Source organism: Oceanicaulis sp. MMSF_3324 (assembly GCF_030733545.1).
In the GTDB taxonomy this organism is placed as follows: domain Bacteria; phylum Pseudomonadota; class Alphaproteobacteria; order Caulobacterales; family Maricaulaceae; genus Oceanicaulis.
In genome coordinates this window covers 92,513-111,416 of record NZ_JASHIU010000004.1, presented here as the reverse complement: position 1 = coordinate 111,416, position 18,904 = coordinate 92,513, and the positions used below count along the sequence as shown (strand labels likewise).

The following is an 18,904-nucleotide window of genomic DNA, read 5'->3' as shown; positions in this document are numbered from 1 at the left end:
TTCACATCTGCAAACCGCTAAAGGTCCGCCATGCGCATCTCCAGCCAGTTTGATTCCGGCAATATCGTTGTGAAGTCCGCCACCGATCCCAAGGATATCCGCCTTGAGATCCGAAAGGACAATGGCTCGGACTTTTATCAATGGTTCCATTTCCGCCTGTCCGGCGCGAAGGGTCAGACCTGCCGCATGGTGATCGAAAACGCGGGCGGCGCGGCGTATCTGGATGGCTGGGACGGTTATCAGGCCGTCGCTTCCGAAGACCGTGAAAGCTGGGAGCGGATCGAGACGTCCTATGCCGACGGAGAGCTGGTGCTCACCCTCACTCCCGAAGCGGATGCCGTGTGGATCGCCTATTTCGCGCCCTATTCCATGGCGCGCCATGACGCCCTGATCGCCGCCTGCCAGGCCGATCCGCGCGTCACGCTCGATGTGATCGGGGAAACCCTTGACGGTCGCGACATGGACCGCCTGATCGTGGGCGAGCCGGGCGAGGGCAAGAAGACGCTCTGGATCACCGCGCGCCAGCACCCGGGTGAAACCATGGCGGAATGGGCGGCGGAGGGCCTTCTCGAACGCCTGCTCGATGACACCGATCCGGTAGCGCGCGATCTTCTGTCCAAGGCCGTCTTCCACATCGTGCCGAACATGAACCCTGACGGATCCTTCCGCGGCCATCTGCGCACGAACGCCAAGGGCGTCAATCTGAACCGTGAATGGGACAAGGCGAGCGCGGAGAACTCTCCCGAAGTCAAATGCGTGCTCGACGAAATGGAAAAGACTGGCGTCGATCTCTTCCTCGACATGCATGGTGATGAGGGCCTGCCCTATAACTTCATCGCGGGCGCGGAAGGCGTGCCGGGCTGGACGGAGGCCGATCAGAAAAAGCTCGACGGCTACAAGGCGGAGCTCAAGCGCTTCAATCCCGATTTCCAGACCGAGTTCGGCTATGAGGTCGATGCGCCGGGCGCCGCGAACCTGTCAGTCGCCACGCACTGGATGCGTCATCATTTCCATTGTCTCGCCATGACGCTGGAAATGCCCTTCAAGGACAGCGCCATCACGCCTGATGAGATTTATGGCTGGTCCCCCGAACGCTCGATGAAGCTCGGCGCCAGCCAGCTCGACGCCATCCGCGCGATGCTGGATCGGCTGTAAGCCCCCACTCTGTTGTCCCACTATGTCATCCCGGCCCTGAGCCGGGATCTACTGCAGGCGTCTCTGTGATCAGAACAGAGTGATTTCGGTAGATCCCGGATCGCGGCGCGTCCGGGATGACAGGCTTGAGGGTCAGCCAGCTACCGCCCCACACCCCGCCCGACCGAGACGTGCAGACCGGTCAGGATCACTACCCAGGCTGAGAACACCATCGGCACGGCGCCGTCCACAAGCTGCCCGGCGACAAGCCCTGTCAGTCCGATCACAGCGGTCAGCCCGCCATAGACGAGCGCAATCGTCTTATGGCTCCAGCCGCTATCAATCAGGCGCTGATAGGCGTGCTCGCGATGCGCCGACAGTGAAAAGCGGCCATGTCGCGCGCGACGCAGCAGCGTCAGCAGGACATCCGCCAGAAACACCAGCACGAAGAGCGGCGCGAGCCAGAGCGTGCCGGAAAAGCCGTGATTGACAAGCGCCAGCGCGCCCCCCGCATAGAGCGCACCGACGCCCAGCGCGCCCACATCGCCGGCGAACAGTTTCGCCGGCGGCCAGTTGAGCACCACAAAGCCTGCAACGCTGGCTGCCAGAATTACGCCCGCAATCACGGACGTCATCACCCCCGCCGCGAGCCCGGCCACGGCCAGCGCGATTCCGGCCGGGATCATCACGGCGGCGAGGATGCCATCCGAGCCATCCATGAAGTTCGCCGCATTCACCACGACGAAGACAAACAGGGCCGACCCCATCCAGCCCACAAGAGACGGCACGGCGACGCCCAGCTCATAGGTCAGGCCAAAGCGGCTGACCGGCCCGGCTGCGGCCACCATGGCGAAACAGAAGGCGATGAAAGCGATCAGCTTGAGCCGCTCATCCAATACAAACAGATCATCGAGAAAGCCTAGAAAGGCGAACAACAGCGTAACGGCCAGGACACCGCCCAGTTCAGGCGCGCCCAGGGGAAAGGCCGCCGCCGCCATGGCGCCCGCGCCCACGCCCGCCATCACGCCCAGACCGCCGCCCCGCGGCGTGGGCGTCGTATGGCTCGACCGGGCGTTTGGAAAGTCGAGAATGCCGCCCTTCAGGACGCAAAAGGAGACGATGAGGCTGATCAGCCCGGCGCTGGCCGCCATGGCGATCAGGGCCGCACTCACGCCGCGCCTCCAAAGACCACGGCCCTGGCTGTCCAGTCGTCATGCTCGCGCGCAATTACGTCTGCCGCAGCGTCGGCGGCGTCAGCGGTTTCAAACAGCGCAAAACAGCTCGCACCCGACCCTGACATGCGCGCCAGCCGCACGCCCGGCTGGGCGGTCAGCACATCAAGCGCCTCCTGAATGACAGGCGTCTGCGCGATGGCGGGCGCCTCCAGGTCATTGCCATCCAGCATCAACCGGTCAATCGCGTCATCCAGCGTCCCGGCGATCATCGGCTTGCCAGGGCTCAGCCGGCCCGGACCGGTTTCGTCATAGGCCTTGAAGACCGGTCCTGTGGGCACGGGCGCGCCGGGATGCACGATCACGCCATGCAGCGCCGGCCAGGCGATCAGCGGGCTCACCCGCTCACCAATGCCCTGCATGTGCAGCGGACGCGCATGCACGCAGGCGGGCACATCCGCGCCCACAACCGTGCCGATTTCAGCCAGCTGCTTGGTGGTGAAGTCCAGATCCCAGACCCGGTTGAGAATGCGCAGGGCGGCGGCGGCGTCAGAGGAGCCTCCGCCCAAACCAGCGGCGACCGGCAAATGCTTGTCCAGGGTCAGGGTCGCGCCCAGCTCGGGCTGGTCTGCGGCGGCGCGCAGGGCATAGGCGGCTTTCAGAACGAGATTCTGCGGATCGGCCTTGAGCCCTTCCGCCCCCGGCCCGGTCAGGCTCAGCGTCAGGCTGTCAGCGGGCGTCGCCGTCAGCGTATCGCCCCAGTCTGCAAACACCACGAGCGAATCAAGCGGGTGATAGCCATCCGCCCGGGGTCCGCCCACCCGGAGGGTGAGGTTGACCTTGGCGGGGGCGAATTCTGTGGCGGCGTCCGTCATGGCGCCGCTCATGGCAGATCGGCGGGCCCGGCGTCCAGTCCCAGCTCCAGCCGCCGCTCGACGAGGGCGCGCTCATCGTCATCCAGATCGAGCTCCAGCGACCGGCGCCATTGGAACCGCGCTTCGAGCGTGCGACCGGCGGCGGCGTATGCATCGCCCAGATGCCAGTTATTGGTGCCGCTGTCGGGGCTGAGCGTCACGGCGCGTTCCAGCCAGTAGATCGCCTCGTCCAGGCGCCCCAGCTTGTACTGGCCCCAGCCCAGCGAATCCACGATGGCGCCATTGGATGGATCCAGTGACACCGCCCGCTCCACCATCTCCAGGCCGCGTTCGATCTGTTCGCCCTCGACGATCAGATTATAGCCCAGATGGTTGAGCAGCATGGGCTCACTCGGCGCAAGATCCAGCGCGCGCTCGAACAGGGGCGCGGCCGCGTCCCAGTCGCGGGCAATCTCCACACAGGCGGCGTGATAGAAGACATAGCGCCAATTCGCCTGGCCCTGCTCGGCCTCCGCTTGTGCGGACACGTCCGCGTAGATCGGTATGGCTTCAGCGCAGCGATCGGTAATGCGCAGCATGTCCGCGAGCAGAAGCTGACGCGACAGGGTTGGTCGCTCGGCCACAAGCGCCCGCGCCTCATCCACCAACGCATCGCTCTGATCCATGCGAAACTGCAGCCACAGACGGCTGACCAGCACCTGTTCTCTTAGCGGACCATCGTCAATCTTGGCGTATTCCGCGACGGCCGCGTCCTGCAGATCCAGATTATCCAGAAGCTGAGCGATGGTCAGCGTGTTGTAGTCAAATGACGAATCCAGGCGCTGAATGACGCGCAGGAAGAGCACAGTGAACTCGTTGGACGCCCGGTTGCTGATCAACGAGGCTGGCGGGAACATGGCCCGCGCCGCCGCCTGTCGCGGGGTCCACATGCGCGGGGCCCGTCCGCCACGCTCAACACGCGCCAGCGCCGCCTCGATATCCGGACGCGCACTGACATACGCGTCCAGCGATGCCCGATACAGAGCCCGCGCCTCATCCCGACGGCCTTCGCGCTCCAGAAAGCCGCCATACATCAAGCTATTGAAAGCATTCAGCCCAGGCACGCCCGATAGCGCTTGCCGATAGGCTTCGTCGGCTGATGCCGTCTTGCCGAGATGTTCATAGACCAACGCCCGATGCATTTGCTGCTCGGCGGAGATCACCTCTTCGGTCTCAAGCTGAATCTCGGTTTGCGCCCAGGCGGGCGCCTCGCCTCTCGCAATCTGGTCCCAGTCCGACATGACGGTGCTGACCAGCGTGGAGAACGGCCCGATCGGCGTGTTGCTGATCTCGGGCGCTTCACGTCCGCGGCCCAGTCTAGCGCCGCGCCAGTACAACTCGGCGATCTGGGCAGTGTCCGGATCGTTCGCCGCTGCTTCGGCGGCGTCATCGGCGTTTTCGTAATCGCCCGCCATGAGCGCGGCAAAGAAGGCGCGTTGTGAAATCAGTCCGGATTCCGGCGCGCGCGCCAGAGCGCGGGCGTACAGGTCCGACGATGCATCAAGCTCCTGAGCCGTGCTGGCGTATCGCGCCGCCAGATAGGCGCCATAGACCGACCGCTCTTCGTCCTCAAACCCGGCGTAGGGTGCGCTGACGCACGCGCCGAGCGCCACCCCCAGCACAGTCGCCAAGGTGGTTCTCAACGCGGCGCGAAAGCCGAGTGCGGGGCGCATGCTCGCCCCGCCCTTACATGTTCGGATAGTTGGGACCGCCACCGCCTTCGGGCGTGGTCCAGTTGATGTTCTGGTTCGGGTCCTTGATGTCGCAGGTTTTGCAGTGCACGCAATTTTGCGCGTTGATCACGAATTTCGGCTCGCCGCCTTCATCCGGCGTGACCCATTCATAGACCGCGGCCGGGCAATAGCGCGCGGACGGACCGCCATACACGTCATACTCTGACGATTTCTGCAGCGCCGGGTCCTTCACCTTGAGGTGGATCGGCTGATCTTCCTCGTGATTGGTGTTGGAGATGAACACCGAGGACAGACGGTCAAACGTCAGCACCCCATCAGGCTTGGGATAATCGATCTGTTTGCACTTATCGGCCGGCTTGAGCGCTTCGGCGTCGGTGCCGCCATGGCTCATCGTGCCGAAGATCGAGAAGCCGAACAGATAGTTCGTCCACATGTCCAGACCGCCCAGCGCGACGCCCAGCACCGTGCCGAACTTGGTCCAGAGCGGCTTGGCGTTACGAACGGTCTTGAGCTCTTTCTTCACCCAGGACTTGTCATACGCTTCGGCATAGGCGGTCAGCTCATCGCCCTCGCGGCCCTCGGCCAGCGCGTCGAACGCGGCTTCGGCGGCCATCATGCCGGTCTTCATGGCGTTATGGCTGCCCTTGATGCGGGGCACGTTCACGAACCCGGCCGAACAGCCAATCAGCGCGCCGCCCGGGAAGGTCAGTTTGGGCACGGACTGATAGCCACCCTCGGTGATCGCCCGCGCGCCATAGGACAGACGCTCGGCGCCTTCAAAGATCGGCGCGATGTCGGGATGGGTCTTGAAGCGCTGGAATTCGCCGAACGGGAAGAGGTGCGGATTCTTGTAGTTCAGGTGAACCACGAAACCGACCGACACCAGATTGTCGCCGAAATGATAGAGGAAGGAGCCGCCGCCCGTGGAGTTGTCCAGCGGCCAGCCCATGGTGTGCTGGACCCGGCCCTTCTTGAAGTTCTCCGGCTTGACGCGCCAGAGCTCTTTCATGCCGATGCCGAATTTCTGCGGGTCGCGGCCTTCGCTCAGGCCGTATTTGTCGATCAGCTGCTTGGACAGCGAACCGCGCGCGCCCTCGCCGATCAGGGTGTACTTGCCGCGCAGCTCCATGCCGGGCTGGTACATGTCCTTTTGACCGCCATCGCGCGCCACGCCCATATCGCCGGTGATGACGCCTTTGACGACGCCGTCTTCCTCGATGAACTGGTCGGCGGGGAAGCCGGGATAGACCTCTACGCCCATGGCTTCGGCCTTTTCAGCCAGCCAGCGGCACAGATTGGCCAGCGAGCCGACATAGCAGCCATGGTTGTGCATGAAGGGCGGCATGCCGAAGCCGGGAAGCGTCGCCGAGCCTGCTTCACCCAGCGCCATGAAGACGTCTTCGCCCACTTCGGTGTCGAAGGGCTGGGTCGGATCATTGCGCCAGTCCGGCAGCAATTCATCGAGCGCCTTGGGATCGAACACGACGCCCGAGAGGATGTGCGCGCCGACTTCGGAGCCCTTTTCAAGAACGGCGATGGAGAGGTCTTGCCCTGTCTCCTCGCAGCGTTGCTTCAGACGGATGGCCGCCGCCAGGCCGGCCGGACCAGCCCCTGCGATGACCACATCATATTCCATGGATTCGCGCTCGATAGACCCGTCGGCCATGTCGTCTCCTACAGTCTCAGCCCCTGCAGCGCTCTTTCGCTGGCGCCGCATTCCCTTTCGTATTAACCCAGCCTTGCGTTATGAGCTAGGGTGAAGCCTCACACGGACCAGATCGGAATTCCGCGCGCCCATGACCGCCCCCCTCAATCCAGAAGACATCCGTGCGCTGAAGAGCCTGATCGGCTGGTGGGAGCAGTCCGGCGTCGAGGCGCTGCCGCCCCTGCCCGTTCCGAAATCCGCCCAGCCGGCTCCGCCGCCCTCGGTCGAGGCGCGCGCCACCGGCGCCCAGGCGCGACAAGCGGGATTCGGCGCCGCGCCGACCCAGGATGGTCGCGCCATGGCGCAGGCCGCCCAATCCCTTGACGAGCTCAAGCAGGCGCTGGACGCCTTTGACGGCTGCCCGCTCAAGGCGACCGCCACCCAGACCGTCTTTGCGCGCGGCAATCCACAGGCTGACGTGATGGTCGTGGGCGAAGCCCCGGGCCGGGAGGAAGACCGAGAAGGCGCGCCCTTCATCGGACAGGCCGGGCATTTGCTGGACCGGATGCTGGCCGCCATCGGCCTGGATGAGACCACCGCCTACATCACCAATGTCGTGTTCTGGCGCCCGCCGGGCAATCGCAAGCCCACCGACGCCGAGATTGAAACCTGCCTGCCCTTCGCCCAACGCCATATCGCGCTCGCCCGGCCCAAGCTGGTGGTGCTGGCTGGCGGCATTGCGGCGCAAAGCCTGTTGCATTCCAGAAACGGCATCATGGCGCTGCGCGGGCGCTGGCACGACTACACGCTCGGCGATGGAACCGTGATCCCCGCCCTGCCCATGTACCACCCCGCCTTCCTGCTGCGCCGCCCGCAGGAGAAAGCGAAAAGCTGGCAGGATTTGCTGAGCCTGAAGGCGAAGCTAGCCGCGCTTTAAATCGGACGCCTCATCCACATCACGCAGCGGGCGCAGCATTTTCACGCGCTCCAGCCCGTGCAGGCGAAGCTGGCGCAAGAGGTCGTTGCGCGTCTCTTCATGCGACCAGCGCATGCCGTCAAACAGGCCGTCCGGCGCCGGACCGTTCATTGCCAGCAGCCAATAGCCGCCATCCACGGCCGGGCCGATCACGGCGTCATGGCGCTTGAGCCCCGAAAAGGCGGCCGCAATGTCCGCGCGGGTGATTTGCGGCGCGTCCGACCCGATGACGCAGACCGGCGCCCGGTGTGCGAACACACGCGATTGCCGCGCGCCCAGATCGCCGTCGCCTTGCAGGCTGCGGGGCAGATGATCGGGCCAGACGCCGGGGAATCGGCGAGACACCGCCCGCTCCGGGCTGAGCGTGATCACGGTCTCCCAGCGCGGATCGGTCAGGCGGCGCAGCAGCGTCGCGGTCATGGCGCGATGCCGACGCCAGGCCTGCACCTTGCCAATGCCCCGGGCGAGACGGGTCTTGGCGCCGCCGATGACCGGCGCTTTGACAAAGACCACAAGGCGGGGACGGAGCATCATCGATAACTCTTGGCGAGATCTGCAGGCCGGGCGCCCAGGAAATAGCGCGCCAGCAGAACCAGATTCTTCATCGAGCGGCGACGATAGCCGTCCGCGAGAAACTTGTCCGCGCTGGTTTCCGCCCGCGCCGTCATGGGCCAGAGCCGGTGCTTGCCGATGCGGCGCACCAGGTCGACATCCTCAAACAGCGGCCAGGGTTTGAACCCGCCCAGACGGTCATAAAAGTCCGCCCGGATCAAAAGCCCCTGATCGCCATAGGGCAGGCCAAAGGTCTTGCAGCGCCAATTCACGGCCCGTTCCAGCCGGCGCGCGCGATGGGACATGTCATCCAGCGTGAACCGGAAATACCCGGCGCGATCACGATGGGCGTTGGCGGCCATGAACGCCGCCGCTTCGCTCGACCAGCCCGGCGACAGGCGCGTATCGGCGTGCAGGACCAGGATCCAGTCCTGCGCCCGGATGCGCGAGCGCGCATAGGCGGCGCCGGCGGCCAGCTGCGCTCCGCGGCCCTTTGCGCCCTGAACCAGATGACACCCCAGCCGCCGCGCCGTCAGCGGCGTCCCGTCCGTCGAGCCGCCATCGGCCACGACCCAGCCCGCCGACAGGCCAGCACGTTCCGCCTCTGCGAGGCTTTGAAGCGTGCGTTCCAGACGGGTGTTGGCGTTCAGCGTGGGCAGGAGGGTGATGATCTGGCTCATACGCTTGAGAAACTCCGGCGGCGCTGCGGAGTCAATGCAAAAATGTTCTTGATCTGTTCCGCGCTCTGAGTCACCGTTCGGACATGACCGCACGCTTTGTTCCCGCCCGGGGCATGAGCCCCCTTCCCGAGCCGCTGCAACCGCGCGGCCGCGCCGCCACATCCAATGCGTCGGGGCGTTTTGAACGCGATACCCGCGAACCCTTCGAAGATGGCTGGGGCGAGAACGATCCTGCGCCCAAACAGGTCCGCACCACGCTGATCAAGGACAATAGCCGCACCATCATCGCCACCAATGACAGCCCGGATATCTCGTTCAACCGGTCGATCAATCCGTACAGGGGCTGTGAACATGGCTGCATCTATTGCTATGCGCGGCCCAGCCACGCCTATTGGGGCTATTCGGCGGGCGTCGATTTTGAAAGCATGCTGTTCTTCAAGCCCGGCGCCGCGCGCCTGTTAGAACAGCAATTTCGCAAGCCGTACTACCAGGTTGAACCGATCGTGATCGGCGCGAACACCGACGCCTACCAACCGATCGAGCGGCAATTGCGTCTGACGCGCTCCATTCTGGAAGTCTGCCTGCGTTTCAAGCACCCGGTCAGTCTGATCACCAAATCCGCCGCGATCACCCGCGATCTCGACATCCTGTCCGAGCTTGCGGCCCTCGGGCTCGTCAAGACTGCGATCTCCCTCACCACGCAAGATCGCAAGCTCGCCCGCACCATGGAGCCCAGGGCCGCAACCCCCAAGCGCCGGCTGGAAGCGATGGAGGCGCTTTCCAAGGCCGGCGTGCCGGTCACCGTAATGACCGCGCCGGTCATTCCCGGCCTGACCGACCACGAGATCGAAACGCTCCTGAAGGCGTCCGCCAATTCCGGCGCGCAAAGCGCGGGCTATGTGCTGCTGCGCCTGCCGCTGGAGGTGCGCGATCTGTTTTATGACTGGCTGAAAAAGGTCAAACCCGACGCCGCCGAGAAGGTCATGAACATGGTGCGCGATACTCGCGGCGGCGCCGATTACGCTTCAGAATTCCATGTGCGCGGACGGGGCCAGGGCCCGATTGCGGAGATGATCTCCAAGCGCTTCCGCGCCGGGGTGCGCCGCTATGGCCTCGACAAGGACCGGGTCAAACTGCGCTGCGACCTGTTCGAACGGCCTCTTGATACCGAAGATCAGCTCAGCCTGTTCTGACCGGAGCCTTTCATGTCTTCCTCTTCCCCCCTCATCGCCGGCGTGGACGAAGCCGGGCGCGGGCCGCTGGCCGGCCCTGTGGTCTGCGCGGCGGTGATCCTGCCGCCGGACTTCTCGGCGCTCGATCAACTGGACGATTCAAAGAAGCTCTCTGAAAAGCGGCGTACGGCGCTGGCCGCTCTCATCCGGGCCGAGGCGCGTGTGGGTGTGGGCATCGCAGAACCCGTCGAGATTGATCGTCTGAACGTGCTGCACGCCACCATGGCGGCCATGGTGCGCGCGGTTGAAGGGCTGGGCGTTATCCCCGATGAAGTCCTGATCGACGGAAATCGTGTTCCTGATGGTTTGAACACGCCGGCGCGCGCGATTGTGGGCGGAGACGGGCTTGAAGCGTGCATCGGCGCGGCCTCGATCATCGCCAAGACCTTGCGCGACCAGATCCTGATAGAATCGGAAAACCGCTTTTCCGGCTATGGCTTGGCCGGACACAAGGGTTATCCCAGCCCGAGCCATAAAGCCGCGCTCGAAAATCTGGGCGCGTCGCCGATCCATCGGTTAAGCTATGCTCCGGTGCAGCAGGCCAGACAGGCGCGCGGGCTGTGGAGCGCCACATAATGAATCGGCCTTAACCATCGGGTAAGCCGAAACGATTCACCCCTCAGGGAATCAGCGCTGTTGCGAACAGAAGGGCGATTGAGGTGCCAGTGAAAACGAATAGCAAGATTCCCGTCGATGTCATTCTGGAGGGCGATTGCGCCGAGGTGATGAAGACGCTTCCCGATGAGAGCGTCGATCTGATCTTCGCAGACCCGCCTTACAACCTCCAGCTTGGCGGCGACCTGCACCGCCCGGATAATTCCAAGGTGGACGCCGTTGACAATGACTGGGACCAGATCGGCGATTTTGACGCCTACGACCTGTTCTCCTGCGCCTGGCTGGAAGAGGCGCGCCGCGTCCTCAAGCCCAATGGGGCGATGTGGACCATTGGCAGCTATCACAACATTTTCCGGGTCGGCGCCTTCTTGCAGGATATGGGCTTCTGGATCCGCAATGACGTGATCTGGCGCAAATCCAACCCGATGCCGAACTTCAAGGGCACGCGCTTTACCAATGCGCACGAGACCCTGATCTGGGCGTCCAAGACCAAGGACGCCAAGCCGACCTTCAATTACGCCGCCATGAAGGCGCTGAATGACGGCGTGCAGATGCGCTCGGACTGGACGCTGCCGATCTGCGCGGGCGGCGAACGCCTGAAAAACAAGGACGGCAAGAAGGCTCACCCGACGCAGAAGCCCGAAAGCCTGCTGCATCGCGTCCTGCTGGCCACCTCCAATCCCGGCGATGTCGTGCTCGATCCCTTCTTCGGCACCGGCACCACCGGCGCGGTCGCCAAGAAGCTGGGCCGGCATTACATCGGCATCGAGGCCGATCCCGGTTACGCCGATGTGGCGCGCAAGCGCATCGCCGCGATCAACCCCACCAGCGAAGACCTGTTGGAGGTCACCCAGTCCAAGCGCGCCCTGCCCCGCATTCCGTTCGGTTCGCTGGTCGAGGCCGGCCTTCTGAAGCCCGGTGACACCCTGTATTGCTCGCAGGGACGCCGCACCGCCCAGGTGCGTGCGGACGGCACGGTGATCGCGGGCGGCCAGGCCGGCTCGATCCACCAGATGGGCGCCCATGTGCAAGGCGCGCCCTCATGTAATGGCTGGACGTTCTGGCATGTGCGCCAGGGCGGCGCTCTGGCTCCGATCGATGTGCTGCGCGCCCGTATCCGCGCGGAACTGCAGGTCTAGGGCCTGCTGCAGTCGGGCTGAAACGCCTTCATCGCACTCTGGCATTCGCCGGCTTATCCGGCGAACCCAGGCCGTGACCTTGATCAGAGCAACCGGCATGGATCCCCCGCATGAAGCGGGGGATGACATCTGTTGATGTATCTTCTCTTTCCCGGCGTAGGCCGGGACCCAGAGATATTGAAGCGCTGCATTTCCGGCTCTGGGTCCCCGCCTTTGCAGGGAAAGAGGTCTGAGTGAGACTGACTACAAAAGCCGCCGCTCCAGCCCCAGCTTCGCCGCCTTCATCATGACGCTGGGCAGGCCCGCCTCCTTCAGCGCCGACAATGGTGTCCAGACGCCCTCCTCGGGCGACCAGCCGTCTGGCGCGGTCGCGCACAGCACCTCAAGCTCCAACGCGAAATGGGTGAAGACATGGCGCACGTGCCCGGCGTTTCGCCAGTCCGCCTCGAACGGCGCCGCGCTCGCCACCTCCCGCTCTGACACGCCGCCTTCGCACCAGTCGGTCCCCGGCACCTCCATCATCGCGCCCAGAAGCCCGGTCTCGGGCCGGCGCCGCAGCCAGATGGCGCCCTCGCGCACGACATGAAAACAGACACCGCGGCGAACCGGCTTGGGCTTTTTCTTCGTCTTGAGCGGATAGCGGGTCTGATCACCTGCGGCGCGCGCCGCGCACCAGGTCGACCAGGGACAGGCCGCGCAATCGGGCGATTTGGGCGTACACACTGTCGCCCCCAGATCCATGATGGCCTGAGCGTAATCGCCCGGACGCTCGGGCGAGGCCAGTCCGGCGGCGATCGCCTTGATTTCGGGCTTGGCCTTGGGCAAGGGCGTTTCAAGCCGCACCATGCGAGTGATCACCCGCTCCACATTGCCGTCCACCACGCTGGCGGGCTGGTCAAAAGCCGCCGCGCGGATCGCGTTGGCGGTGTAATCGCCCACGCCGGGCAGAGCCAGCAGGCCATCCAGCGCGCTGGGAAATTCACCGCCCAGCTCATGGGCCACTTTTTGAGCGCAGGCGTGTAGATTGCGAGCGCGGGCGTAATAGCCCAGACCCGCCCAGGCGGCGAGCACATCCTCTCGCGGCGCCTCGGCCAGATCGGTCACCGTCGGCCAGCGCTCCAGAAACCGCTCCCAATAGGGCGTGGCATGAGGCACGGTCGTCTGCTGCAACATGATTTCCGATAGCCAGATGGCGTAAGGGTCAGCGACTGCGCCCGCCACCCGGTCTTCGGGCCGGATGCGCCAGGGCAGGCTGCGACCCGATTGATCATACCAGTCCAGCAGCGCCGCTTGCAGGTCCGGAGCGGGCAGAGCAGTCTGTGCAGATGTTGGCAAGGCGTGTCCTCTCAAGCTTGCCAGAACGGCGTGACAGCGCGATGGTGCGCACCATGAAGCGACCGCCCCTGACGTCAACGCCCAACCGGCACCTGATCGCCCGCGGCGCCCGCACGCCGCGAGACGAAGCGGATGCCTCAAGCTGGATCAGCGAGCATCGCGGACGCGCCGCCATCAAGCCGCCGCCCAATGTAGATCGCGCCATGAGTGCGCTGATCAAGCCGCTCTCGAAGAAATTCGCAGGCCCGACCCGGCACGAGCTCGACGCTCAATGGGCCGAGATCGTCGGCCCGCAGCTGGCCAAGCTGACCCGTCCGGAGAAATACCAGGCGGGCGCGCTGGTCGTGCGGGCGCAGGGCCCGGCCGCCACCCTGGTGGAAGCGCAATCGGCGCAGATTCTGGCCCGCGTCGCCGCCTATTCAGGCAAGACGCCCAAAAAGCTCAAGATCGTGCAGGGCCCGCTCAACCCCGAGCCGAAAAAACCCAAGCCGGTCAAAAATCGCGTCGTGAAAGTCACATCTGCGTCAGAGCGGGCGATGACCCTTGATGAGACGCTGGAAAACTGGCGCAAAGAGATTGAACGGCGCGAAGGCGTGAGCCTGCCGCCCAAATCCGATAGCGACTGACGCAAACTGGAGACTGATGTGTTGTCACTGACCCGCCGCGGCCTCGCCGCGACCGCCGCCGCCCTGTTCCTGTCCGGCGCCGCTCTGGCGCAGAACGCCACTTCGATCACCGACGCTCAGGTTGGACAGGTGCGCGACACGGACCGGGTCATGGGCGATGCGGACGCGCCGGTCACCTTCATCGAATACGGATCGGTCGCCTGCAGCCATTGCGGCCATTTTCAGGAAACCGGTTTTGAAGCAGTGAGCGAGGGCATTGAAGCGGGCGATGTCCGGTTTGTCTTTCGCGAGATGATCACCGGCCAGCCCAATATCGCCATCGCCGGGTTCGTGCTGGCCAATTGCGCGCCGGACGATCAGTATTTCGAGGTCGTCGACACGCTGTTCGCCGAGATGGGCTCGATCTATGAGGCCATGCAGAACGGAACCGCCCAGCAGCGCTATGACGAGCTGGCCGCCGGATTCGGTTTCACGCCGGAGGATGTGCAGGCCTGTTTCAGCGATGAAGCAACCGTCGCCCGGGTGCAGACCGCCCATCGCACGGCGGTCCAGGACGGAGTGACCTCGACGCCGTATTTCATCGTCAATGGCGATCGCCTGGCTGCGGAGTCCGGCGGTGATGGCCAGGGTCTGGTCTACACCGTGAACGGCGACGTTCTCACCGATTCCGAAGGCGTCATTCCCGCCAATCTCGAAGCCGACACCTTCCGTCGCATCATCGCCCTGTATAAGGGCGGCTGAGACCGCTAAGCTGCCGACAATTCAAATCCGCTGCGCCTTGAGCGTGGCGGCCAGACACCCTGATTGGAGTTGATCCCGTGACGACTTTCACCCGCCGCGCCCTCACCCTCGCCGCCGCCGCCGTCGGCGCCGTGATGCTGACCGCCTGTTCGGGCGGCGGCGCCCCGGATGGTCAGTCCGCCTATGAACGTGAAGGCGATGTCGGCGTCGGCCCCATTGATGCGCCGGTGACGATCATCGAATACGCCTCCACCTCCTGCGGCGGCTGCGGCGCCTTCTATTTCCAGGGCAAACCCGCCATTGATGACGGAATCGAGCGCGGCGATGTGCGCTTTGTCTTCCGCGAAATGCTGACCGGTCAGCCCAATCTGGCTCGCGCCGGCTTCATGCTCGCCCGCTGCGCGCCCGAGGACCAGTATCTGGACGTCATCGACCTGTTGTTTGAACAGCAGCGCGCCCTGTTCAGCGCCATGCAGCAAGGCAACGCTCAAGGCCAGTTCCAGACCATCGCCCGCACCGCCGGCTTCTCTGACGAGGAGTTCCGCGCCTGCATGACCAATCAGGAGGTGCTCGAAGCAGTGGAAGAGGCCAACATGCAGGCCGTTCGTGATGGCGTGACCGGCACGCCGCACTTCATCATCAACGGTCAGGACCTGGACCAGCAGTCGGGCGCCGAAGGCCCGGTCTATGCCGTGGACGGTGAGATCCTGGTGGACGATCAGGGCCAGATCCCGGCTCAGATTGACCGAGACACCTGGGACCGAATCATCGCCCTATTCAAGGCGCGCGCGGAAGGCTAGCCTTCCCGTGCAGACCTTTTGCAGGCGATCTCCCCTCAGATCGCCTGCGAAGGGTTTGAGCCGAAAGATGTTTCGGCAGGGATGGCGGCGACTGACAGACCGGAAAACCGGCGTTCAGCGCCAGTGGAGGTCTGAGGTTGAAGTTCACCCAGCTACGCCTGGCCGGCTTCAAATCGTTTGTTGACCCGACCGAGCTGCGGATCGACGCCGGGCTGACCGGCATTATCGGTCCGAACGGCTGCGGTAAATCCAACCTGCTTGAAGCCCTGCGCTGGGTGATGGGCGCCACCTCGGCGAAATCCCTGCGTGGCGGCGGCATGGAAGACGTGATCTTCGCCGGCACCGACAGCCGCCCGGCTCGCAATCACGCCGAAGTCACCCTGGTCGTCGACAATACCGACAAGCGCGCGCCCGCGCGGTTCAATGACCATGACATGCTCGAGGTCGTCCGCCGGATCACGCGCGGCAAGGGTTCTGACTACAAGATCAATGACGAGGAAGTCCGCGCCAAGGACGTCCAGCTGCTGTTCGCCGATGCGGGCACGGGCGCGAACTCGGCCGCCCTTGTCCGTCAGGGCCAGATCAGCGAGCTGATCAACGCCAAGCCGGAAAACCGCCGCCGCGTTCTGGAAGAAGCCGCCGGAGTCGCCGGACTGCGCGCACGCCGCCGCGAAGCCCAGCTCAAGCTCAACGCGGCCGAGACCAATCTCGATCGCATTCTGGAGATCGTCGAGGATCTCGACAGCCGCCATGCCGCCCTGCAACGCCAGGCCAAGCAGGCGGGCCGCTATCGCGACCTCTCCCAGACCATCCGCAATTTCGAAGCCCTTCTGTGGATCCGCCGCTGGAAGGAAGCGGGCGAAGCGGTGGAAGCGGCGCGCGTCAAGCTCAAGCAGACCGACGCCGAGGCCGAGCTCACCCTGCGCGCTTCCGCCGGCGCCATGGTGGAGGCGGAAAAGGCCCAGAACGCGGTCCAGCCGCTTAGGGACGCCGAGGCCGAAGCCGCGGCCGCCTTGCGCCATACCGAGCGCGCGCGCGACCAGCTCGAGCGCGATATCGAGGCCGCCCGCGCCGCCATCGAGCGGGGCCAGGCCCGCCTGGTGGAGCTCAAGGGCACGCTCAAGCGCGAGAGCGAATTGCTGGAAGAGGCGCAGGCCGCCCATGAGCGCCTGCATGGCCAGCTCAAGCACGCCCGCGATCAGGCCGCTGATGATGCGAACGCTCAAGGGCGCGCCGAAGCGGTGCTCAATGACGCGGACGCCGACCGGGCCAAGGCCGAACAGCATCTGGACGCCGCCTCCAATGCCGTCGCCCAGATCAAGGCGCGCCGGGACGGTGCGCAGCGTGAACTGGACCAGGCCGAGCGTCAGGTCCGCACGCTGGAAAGCGAAGCGGAGAACGCCCAGGCGACGCTCGATCGGTTTGATGATGTGGTCGGCCCCGACCTGGATAGCCTTGAGGCCGGCGTCGATGACGCCAACCGGGCCGTCGAGGATCAGGCGGGTCGGATCGCCGATCTGGATGACGCTGCTGAAACCGCGCGCAATACCGCCCAGACCGCTCGCGAGGAGGTTCAGCTCGCCCAGGCCGATGTGCGCGCGCTGGAGCGCGAGATCGCCGGGCTTGAACGCCTGCTGGCGAGCTCGGATGAAGAGGACCGCGCGCTTGATGAAGTGCGTGCTGCAGCGGGGTATGAACAGGCGCTCGCCGCCGCTCTCGGCGATGATCTGGAAGCGGGTCTGAATCCGGCTTCGGCCCGGCGTTGGCAAGGCGCCGAGATCGAACCGCCCGCCCTGCCCGACGGCGTCGAAACCCTGTTTGATCATGTCCAGGCGCCGCAGGCCTTGTGGCCCCGGCTGAAAGCGGTGGGCGTTGTCACACCGGACGCGCTCGACCAGCATGCTGGCGCGCTCAAACCCGGCCAACGGCTTGTCACGAAGGATGGCGCCTTGCGACGCTGGGATGGCTTCGCCAGTGAAGCCGGCGCCCCCTCCGCCGCTGCCGTGCGCCTTGAAACCCGCAACCGGCTGGCGGATCTGACGCCCCAGCTCGACACGGCGCGGCGCGGCGCATCGCGGGCGCAAACCCTGGCCGAAGAAAGCCATCAGGCGCGACTCGATGCGGAGGCGGAACTCAATGAGGCCCGCACAGCCCTGAAGCAAGCCGAGAACCGCCGGCGTGAAGCCGAGCAGGCGCTCTCCGCCGCCCGCGCTCAGGCCGCCCGCGCCGAAGCCCGGCGTTCAGGGCTGGTGGAATCGGTCGGCCGCGCCCAGAGCCGTCTTGAAACGGCGCGCAAGCTACATCTGGCGGCGCAAGAGGCGCTAGAAACCGTCAATGCCGACGATGATGGCCAGGAGGCGTTGATCGCCGCCCGATCCCGCGCAGAGCGCGCCCGCGGTAAGGCCGCTGACGCCCGGGCCGCGCTGGAATCGGTCAAACGCGAGGCCCAGGGCCGCCGTCACCGCATTGCGTCGCTCGAACGCGAAGCCGCGGACTGGGATCGTCGCCACGCGCGCTCGAAAGATCAGGTCGAAACCCTCAAATCCCAGATCAGCCAGACCGAGACCGAGCTGGAGACGGCGCTGACCCAGCCCGAAACGCTGGAAGGCCAGCGCGACGCCATTCTCGATACGCTGACCGAGGCGGAAAAGAAGGCGAGCCTGGCGCGCGAGGCCGTCTTGAACGCCGAATCGCTGCAGCGGGAAAAAGACGCCGCGCTTCGCGAAGCGGAAAAACTCAGCGCCAATGCCCGCGAGGCCCGCGCCGCCGCTCAGGCGCGCCTGTCTGCGGCGGAAGAACGTCTGACCGAAACCACCGAACGCCTGGAAGACGCGACGGGAGAGGAACCGCGCGCGCTGGAGCGGCTGGCGGCGGGCAGCGAGTTCGCCGAATTGTCCTCCGACGAGCTGGAGCGCCGACTTGATGATGCCCGCCTGACCCGCGAGCGGCTGGGCGCGGTCAATCTGCGCGCCGATGAAGAAGCCCGCGAGCTTGATTCCGAACGCACCCGCCTGTCCAAGGAACGCGACGACCTGCTGGAGGCCGTGGCCCGCTTGCGCAAGGCGGTGGACACCTTGTCCCGCGAAGGCCGGGCGCGGCTCCTGGACGCCTTCGAGGTCGTGGACGGGCATTTCCGCACCCTGTTCGAAACCTTGTTCGGCGGCGGCGCCGCCGAACTGCGCCTGACCGAGAACGATGATCCGCTGGAAGCGGGCCTGGAAATCTTCGCCTGCCCGCCGGGCAAGAAGATGGAGACCATGAGCCTGATGAGCGGCGGTGAGCAGGCCCTGACCGCCACTGCGCTGATCTTTGCGGTCTTCCTGGTCAGCCCCGCCCCGGTTTGCGTGCTCGACGAAGTGGATGCGCCGCTCGATGACGCCAATGTGGACCGCTATTGCGCCATGCTGGAGCAGATGCGAGCCATGACCGAGACGCGATTCCTCGTCATCACCCACAACCCCGTGACCATGAGCCGGATGAACCGTTTGTTCGGCGTGACCATGGGCGAAAGGGGCGTCTCGCAGCTCGTCTCGGTCAATCTGAGCTCGGCTGAAGAGATGCTGGCTGCGGAATAATCGCGAACAGCCATATACTTCAAAGGGTTAACTTGTCCGCAACCTTGCTTGACAGGGTATAGGCCCCCTTATAG

Annotated in this window: 16 protein-coding genes; 9 read left to right on the top strand and 7 right to left on the bottom strand. The window is 65.0% G+C overall.

The genetic code is table 11. The features are described from left to right. Positions 1 to 30 precede the first annotated feature (30 nt). Entirely contained in the window at positions 31 to 1,155 is a 1,125-nt protein-coding gene (locus RBA95_RS06225; RefSeq protein WP_306015977.1) for a M14-type cytosolic carboxypeptidase, read from the top strand. Between the two features lie 140 nt (positions 1,156 to 1,295). Here the strand turns inward: RBA95_RS06225 and RBA95_RS06220 are convergent, their stop codons facing one another. The 4 genes from RBA95_RS06220 to RBA95_RS06205 are packed head-to-tail and all read right to left on the bottom strand — an operon-like array spanning position 1,296 to position 6,580. Next, complete coding sequence (locus RBA95_RS06220; RefSeq protein ID WP_306015976.1) at positions 1,296 to 2,306, bottom strand: hypothetical protein; 1,011 nt, start codon at positions 2,304 to 2,306, stop codon at positions 1,296 to 1,298. Next, positions 2,303 to 3,181: a 4-(cytidine 5'-diphospho)-2-C-methyl-D-erythritol kinase gene (locus tag RBA95_RS06215; protein ID WP_306015975.1), complete on the bottom strand. Its 879-nt coding sequence runs from the start codon at positions 3,179 to 3,181 to the stop codon at positions 2,303 to 2,305. The genes RBA95_RS06220 and RBA95_RS06215 overlap by 4 nt, the downstream gene beginning before the upstream one ends. An 8-nt stretch (positions 3,182 to 3,189) precedes the next feature. Then, positions 3,190 to 4,893: a hypothetical protein gene (locus RBA95_RS06210; RefSeq protein WP_306015974.1), complete on the bottom strand. Its 1,704-nt coding sequence runs from the start codon at positions 4,891 to 4,893 to the stop codon at positions 3,190 to 3,192. A 13-nt stretch (positions 4,894 to 4,906) separates the two neighbouring features. Next, a complete protein-coding gene (locus tag RBA95_RS06205) occupies positions 4,907 to 6,580 on the bottom strand; it encodes an electron transfer flavoprotein-ubiquinone oxidoreductase (RefSeq protein WP_306015973.1) in 1,674 nt (557 codons plus the stop codon). Between the two features lie 130 nt (positions 6,581 to 6,710). On the opposite strand from RBA95_RS06205, the gene RBA95_RS06200 reads away from it, so the two are divergent. After that, positions 6,711 to 7,496: a uracil-DNA glycosylase family protein gene (locus tag RBA95_RS06200; RefSeq protein ID WP_306015972.1), complete on the top strand. Its 786-nt coding sequence runs from the start codon at positions 6,711 to 6,713 to the stop codon at positions 7,494 to 7,496. Here the strand turns inward: RBA95_RS06200 and RBA95_RS06195 are convergent. Both RBA95_RS06195 and RBA95_RS06190 read right to left on the bottom strand, forming a co-directional pair. Further along, positions 7,482 to 8,069, bottom strand: coding sequence for a TIGR04282 family arsenosugar biosynthesis glycosyltransferase (locus tag RBA95_RS06195; protein WP_306015971.1), 588 nt, complete (start codon positions 8,067 to 8,069; stop codon positions 7,482 to 7,484). The genes RBA95_RS06200 and RBA95_RS06195 overlap by 15 nt on opposite strands. Then, positions 8,066 to 8,767: a glycosyltransferase gene (locus RBA95_RS06190; RefSeq protein WP_306015970.1), complete on the bottom strand. Its 702-nt coding sequence runs from the start codon at positions 8,765 to 8,767 to the stop codon at positions 8,066 to 8,068. Before RBA95_RS06190 ends, RBA95_RS06195 begins: the two co-directional genes overlap by 4 nt. A 113-nt stretch (positions 8,768 to 8,880) precedes the next feature. On the opposite strand from RBA95_RS06190, the gene RBA95_RS06185 reads away from it, so the two are divergent. The 3 genes from RBA95_RS06185 to RBA95_RS06175 all read left to right on the top strand — a co-directional run bounded on the left by RBA95_RS06185 (position 8,881) and on the right by RBA95_RS06175 (position 11,753). After that, positions 8,881 to 9,960 (top strand): PA0069 family radical SAM protein, encoded by a 1,080-nt coding sequence (locus RBA95_RS06185; RefSeq protein WP_306015969.1) that lies wholly within the window; start codon positions 8,881 to 8,883, stop codon positions 9,958 to 9,960. A 12-nt stretch (positions 9,961 to 9,972) separates the two neighbouring features. Beyond that, complete coding sequence (locus RBA95_RS06180) at positions 9,973 to 10,575, top strand: ribonuclease HII (RefSeq protein ID WP_306015968.1); 603 nt, start codon at positions 9,973 to 9,975, stop codon at positions 10,573 to 10,575. Positions 10,576 to 10,658: 83 nt separating this feature from the next. After that, on the top strand, positions 10,659 to 11,753 hold the full coding sequence (locus RBA95_RS06175; RefSeq protein WP_371933592.1) for a site-specific DNA-methyltransferase: 1,095 nt from the start codon (positions 10,659 to 10,661) through the stop codon (positions 11,751 to 11,753). A 243-nt stretch (positions 11,754 to 11,996) separates the two neighbouring features. On the opposite strand, the gene mutY is transcribed toward RBA95_RS06175, so the two are convergent. Next, positions 11,997 to 13,088 (bottom strand): A/G-specific adenine glycosylase, encoded by a 1,092-nt coding sequence (gene mutY, locus RBA95_RS06170; protein WP_306015966.1) that lies wholly within the window; start codon positions 13,086 to 13,088, stop codon positions 11,997 to 11,999. Positions 13,089 to 13,141: 53 nt separating this feature from the next. Between mutY and RBA95_RS06165 the strand changes: the two genes are divergently transcribed. The 4 genes from RBA95_RS06165 to smc all read left to right on the top strand — a co-directional run bounded on the left by RBA95_RS06165 (position 13,142) and on the right by smc (position 18,830). Continuing rightward, complete coding sequence (locus tag RBA95_RS06165) at positions 13,142 to 13,714, top strand: DUF721 domain-containing protein (protein ID WP_306015965.1); 573 nt, start codon at positions 13,142 to 13,144, stop codon at positions 13,712 to 13,714. A gap of 18 nt (positions 13,715 to 13,732) precedes the next feature. After that, entirely contained in the window at positions 13,733 to 14,455 is a 723-nt protein-coding gene (locus RBA95_RS06160) for a thioredoxin domain-containing protein (protein WP_306015964.1), read from the top strand. 77 nt (positions 14,456 to 14,532) lie between these two features. Then, positions 14,533 to 15,255 carry a thioredoxin domain-containing protein gene (locus RBA95_RS06155; RefSeq protein ID WP_306015963.1) on the top strand — a complete coding sequence of 241 codons (723 nt, stop codon included), beginning with the start codon at positions 14,533 to 14,535 and terminating at the stop codon, positions 15,253 to 15,255. A gap of 137 nt (positions 15,256 to 15,392) precedes the next feature. After that, a complete protein-coding gene (gene smc, locus RBA95_RS06150) occupies positions 15,393 to 18,830 on the top strand; it encodes a chromosome segregation protein SMC (protein WP_306015962.1) in 3,438 nt (1,145 codons plus the stop codon). The last annotated feature ends 74 nt before the right edge of the window (positions 18,831 to 18,904 follow it).

Bases quoted from the DNA above. Each gene is read 5' to 3' on its own strand.
- RBA95_RS06225 (WP_306015977.1), top strand. From the start codon at position 31: ATGCGCATCTCCAGCCAGTTTGATTCCGGCAATATCGTTGTGAAGTCC.
- RBA95_RS06215 (WP_306015975.1), bottom strand. From the start codon at position 3,181: ATGACGGACGCCGCCACAGAATTCGCCCCCGCCAAGGTCAACCTCACC.
- RBA95_RS06210 (WP_306015974.1), bottom strand. From the start codon at position 4,893: ATGCGCCCCGCACTCGGCTTTCGCGCCGCGTTGAGAACCACCTTGGCG.
- RBA95_RS06205 (WP_306015973.1), bottom strand. From the start codon at position 6,580: ATGGCCGACGGGTCTATCGAGCGCGAATCCATGGAATATGATGTGGTC.
- RBA95_RS06200 (WP_306015972.1), top strand. From the start codon at position 6,711: ATGACCGCCCCCCTCAATCCAGAAGACATCCGTGCGCTGAAGAGCCTG.
- RBA95_RS06195 (WP_306015971.1), bottom strand. From the start codon at position 8,069: ATGATGCTCCGTCCCCGCCTTGTGGTCTTTGTCAAAGCGCCGGTCATC.
- RBA95_RS06190 (WP_306015970.1), bottom strand. From the start codon at position 8,767: ATGAGCCAGATCATCACCCTCCTGCCCACGCTGAACGCCAACACCCGT.
- RBA95_RS06185 (WP_306015969.1), top strand. From the start codon at position 8,881: ATGAGCCCCCTTCCCGAGCCGCTGCAACCGCGCGGCCGCGCCGCCACA.
- RBA95_RS06180 (WP_306015968.1), top strand. From the start codon at position 9,973: ATGTCTTCCTCTTCCCCCCTCATCGCCGGCGTGGACGAAGCCGGGCGC.
- RBA95_RS06165 (WP_306015965.1), top strand. From the start codon at position 13,142: ATGAAGCGACCGCCCCTGACGTCAACGCCCAACCGGCACCTGATCGCC.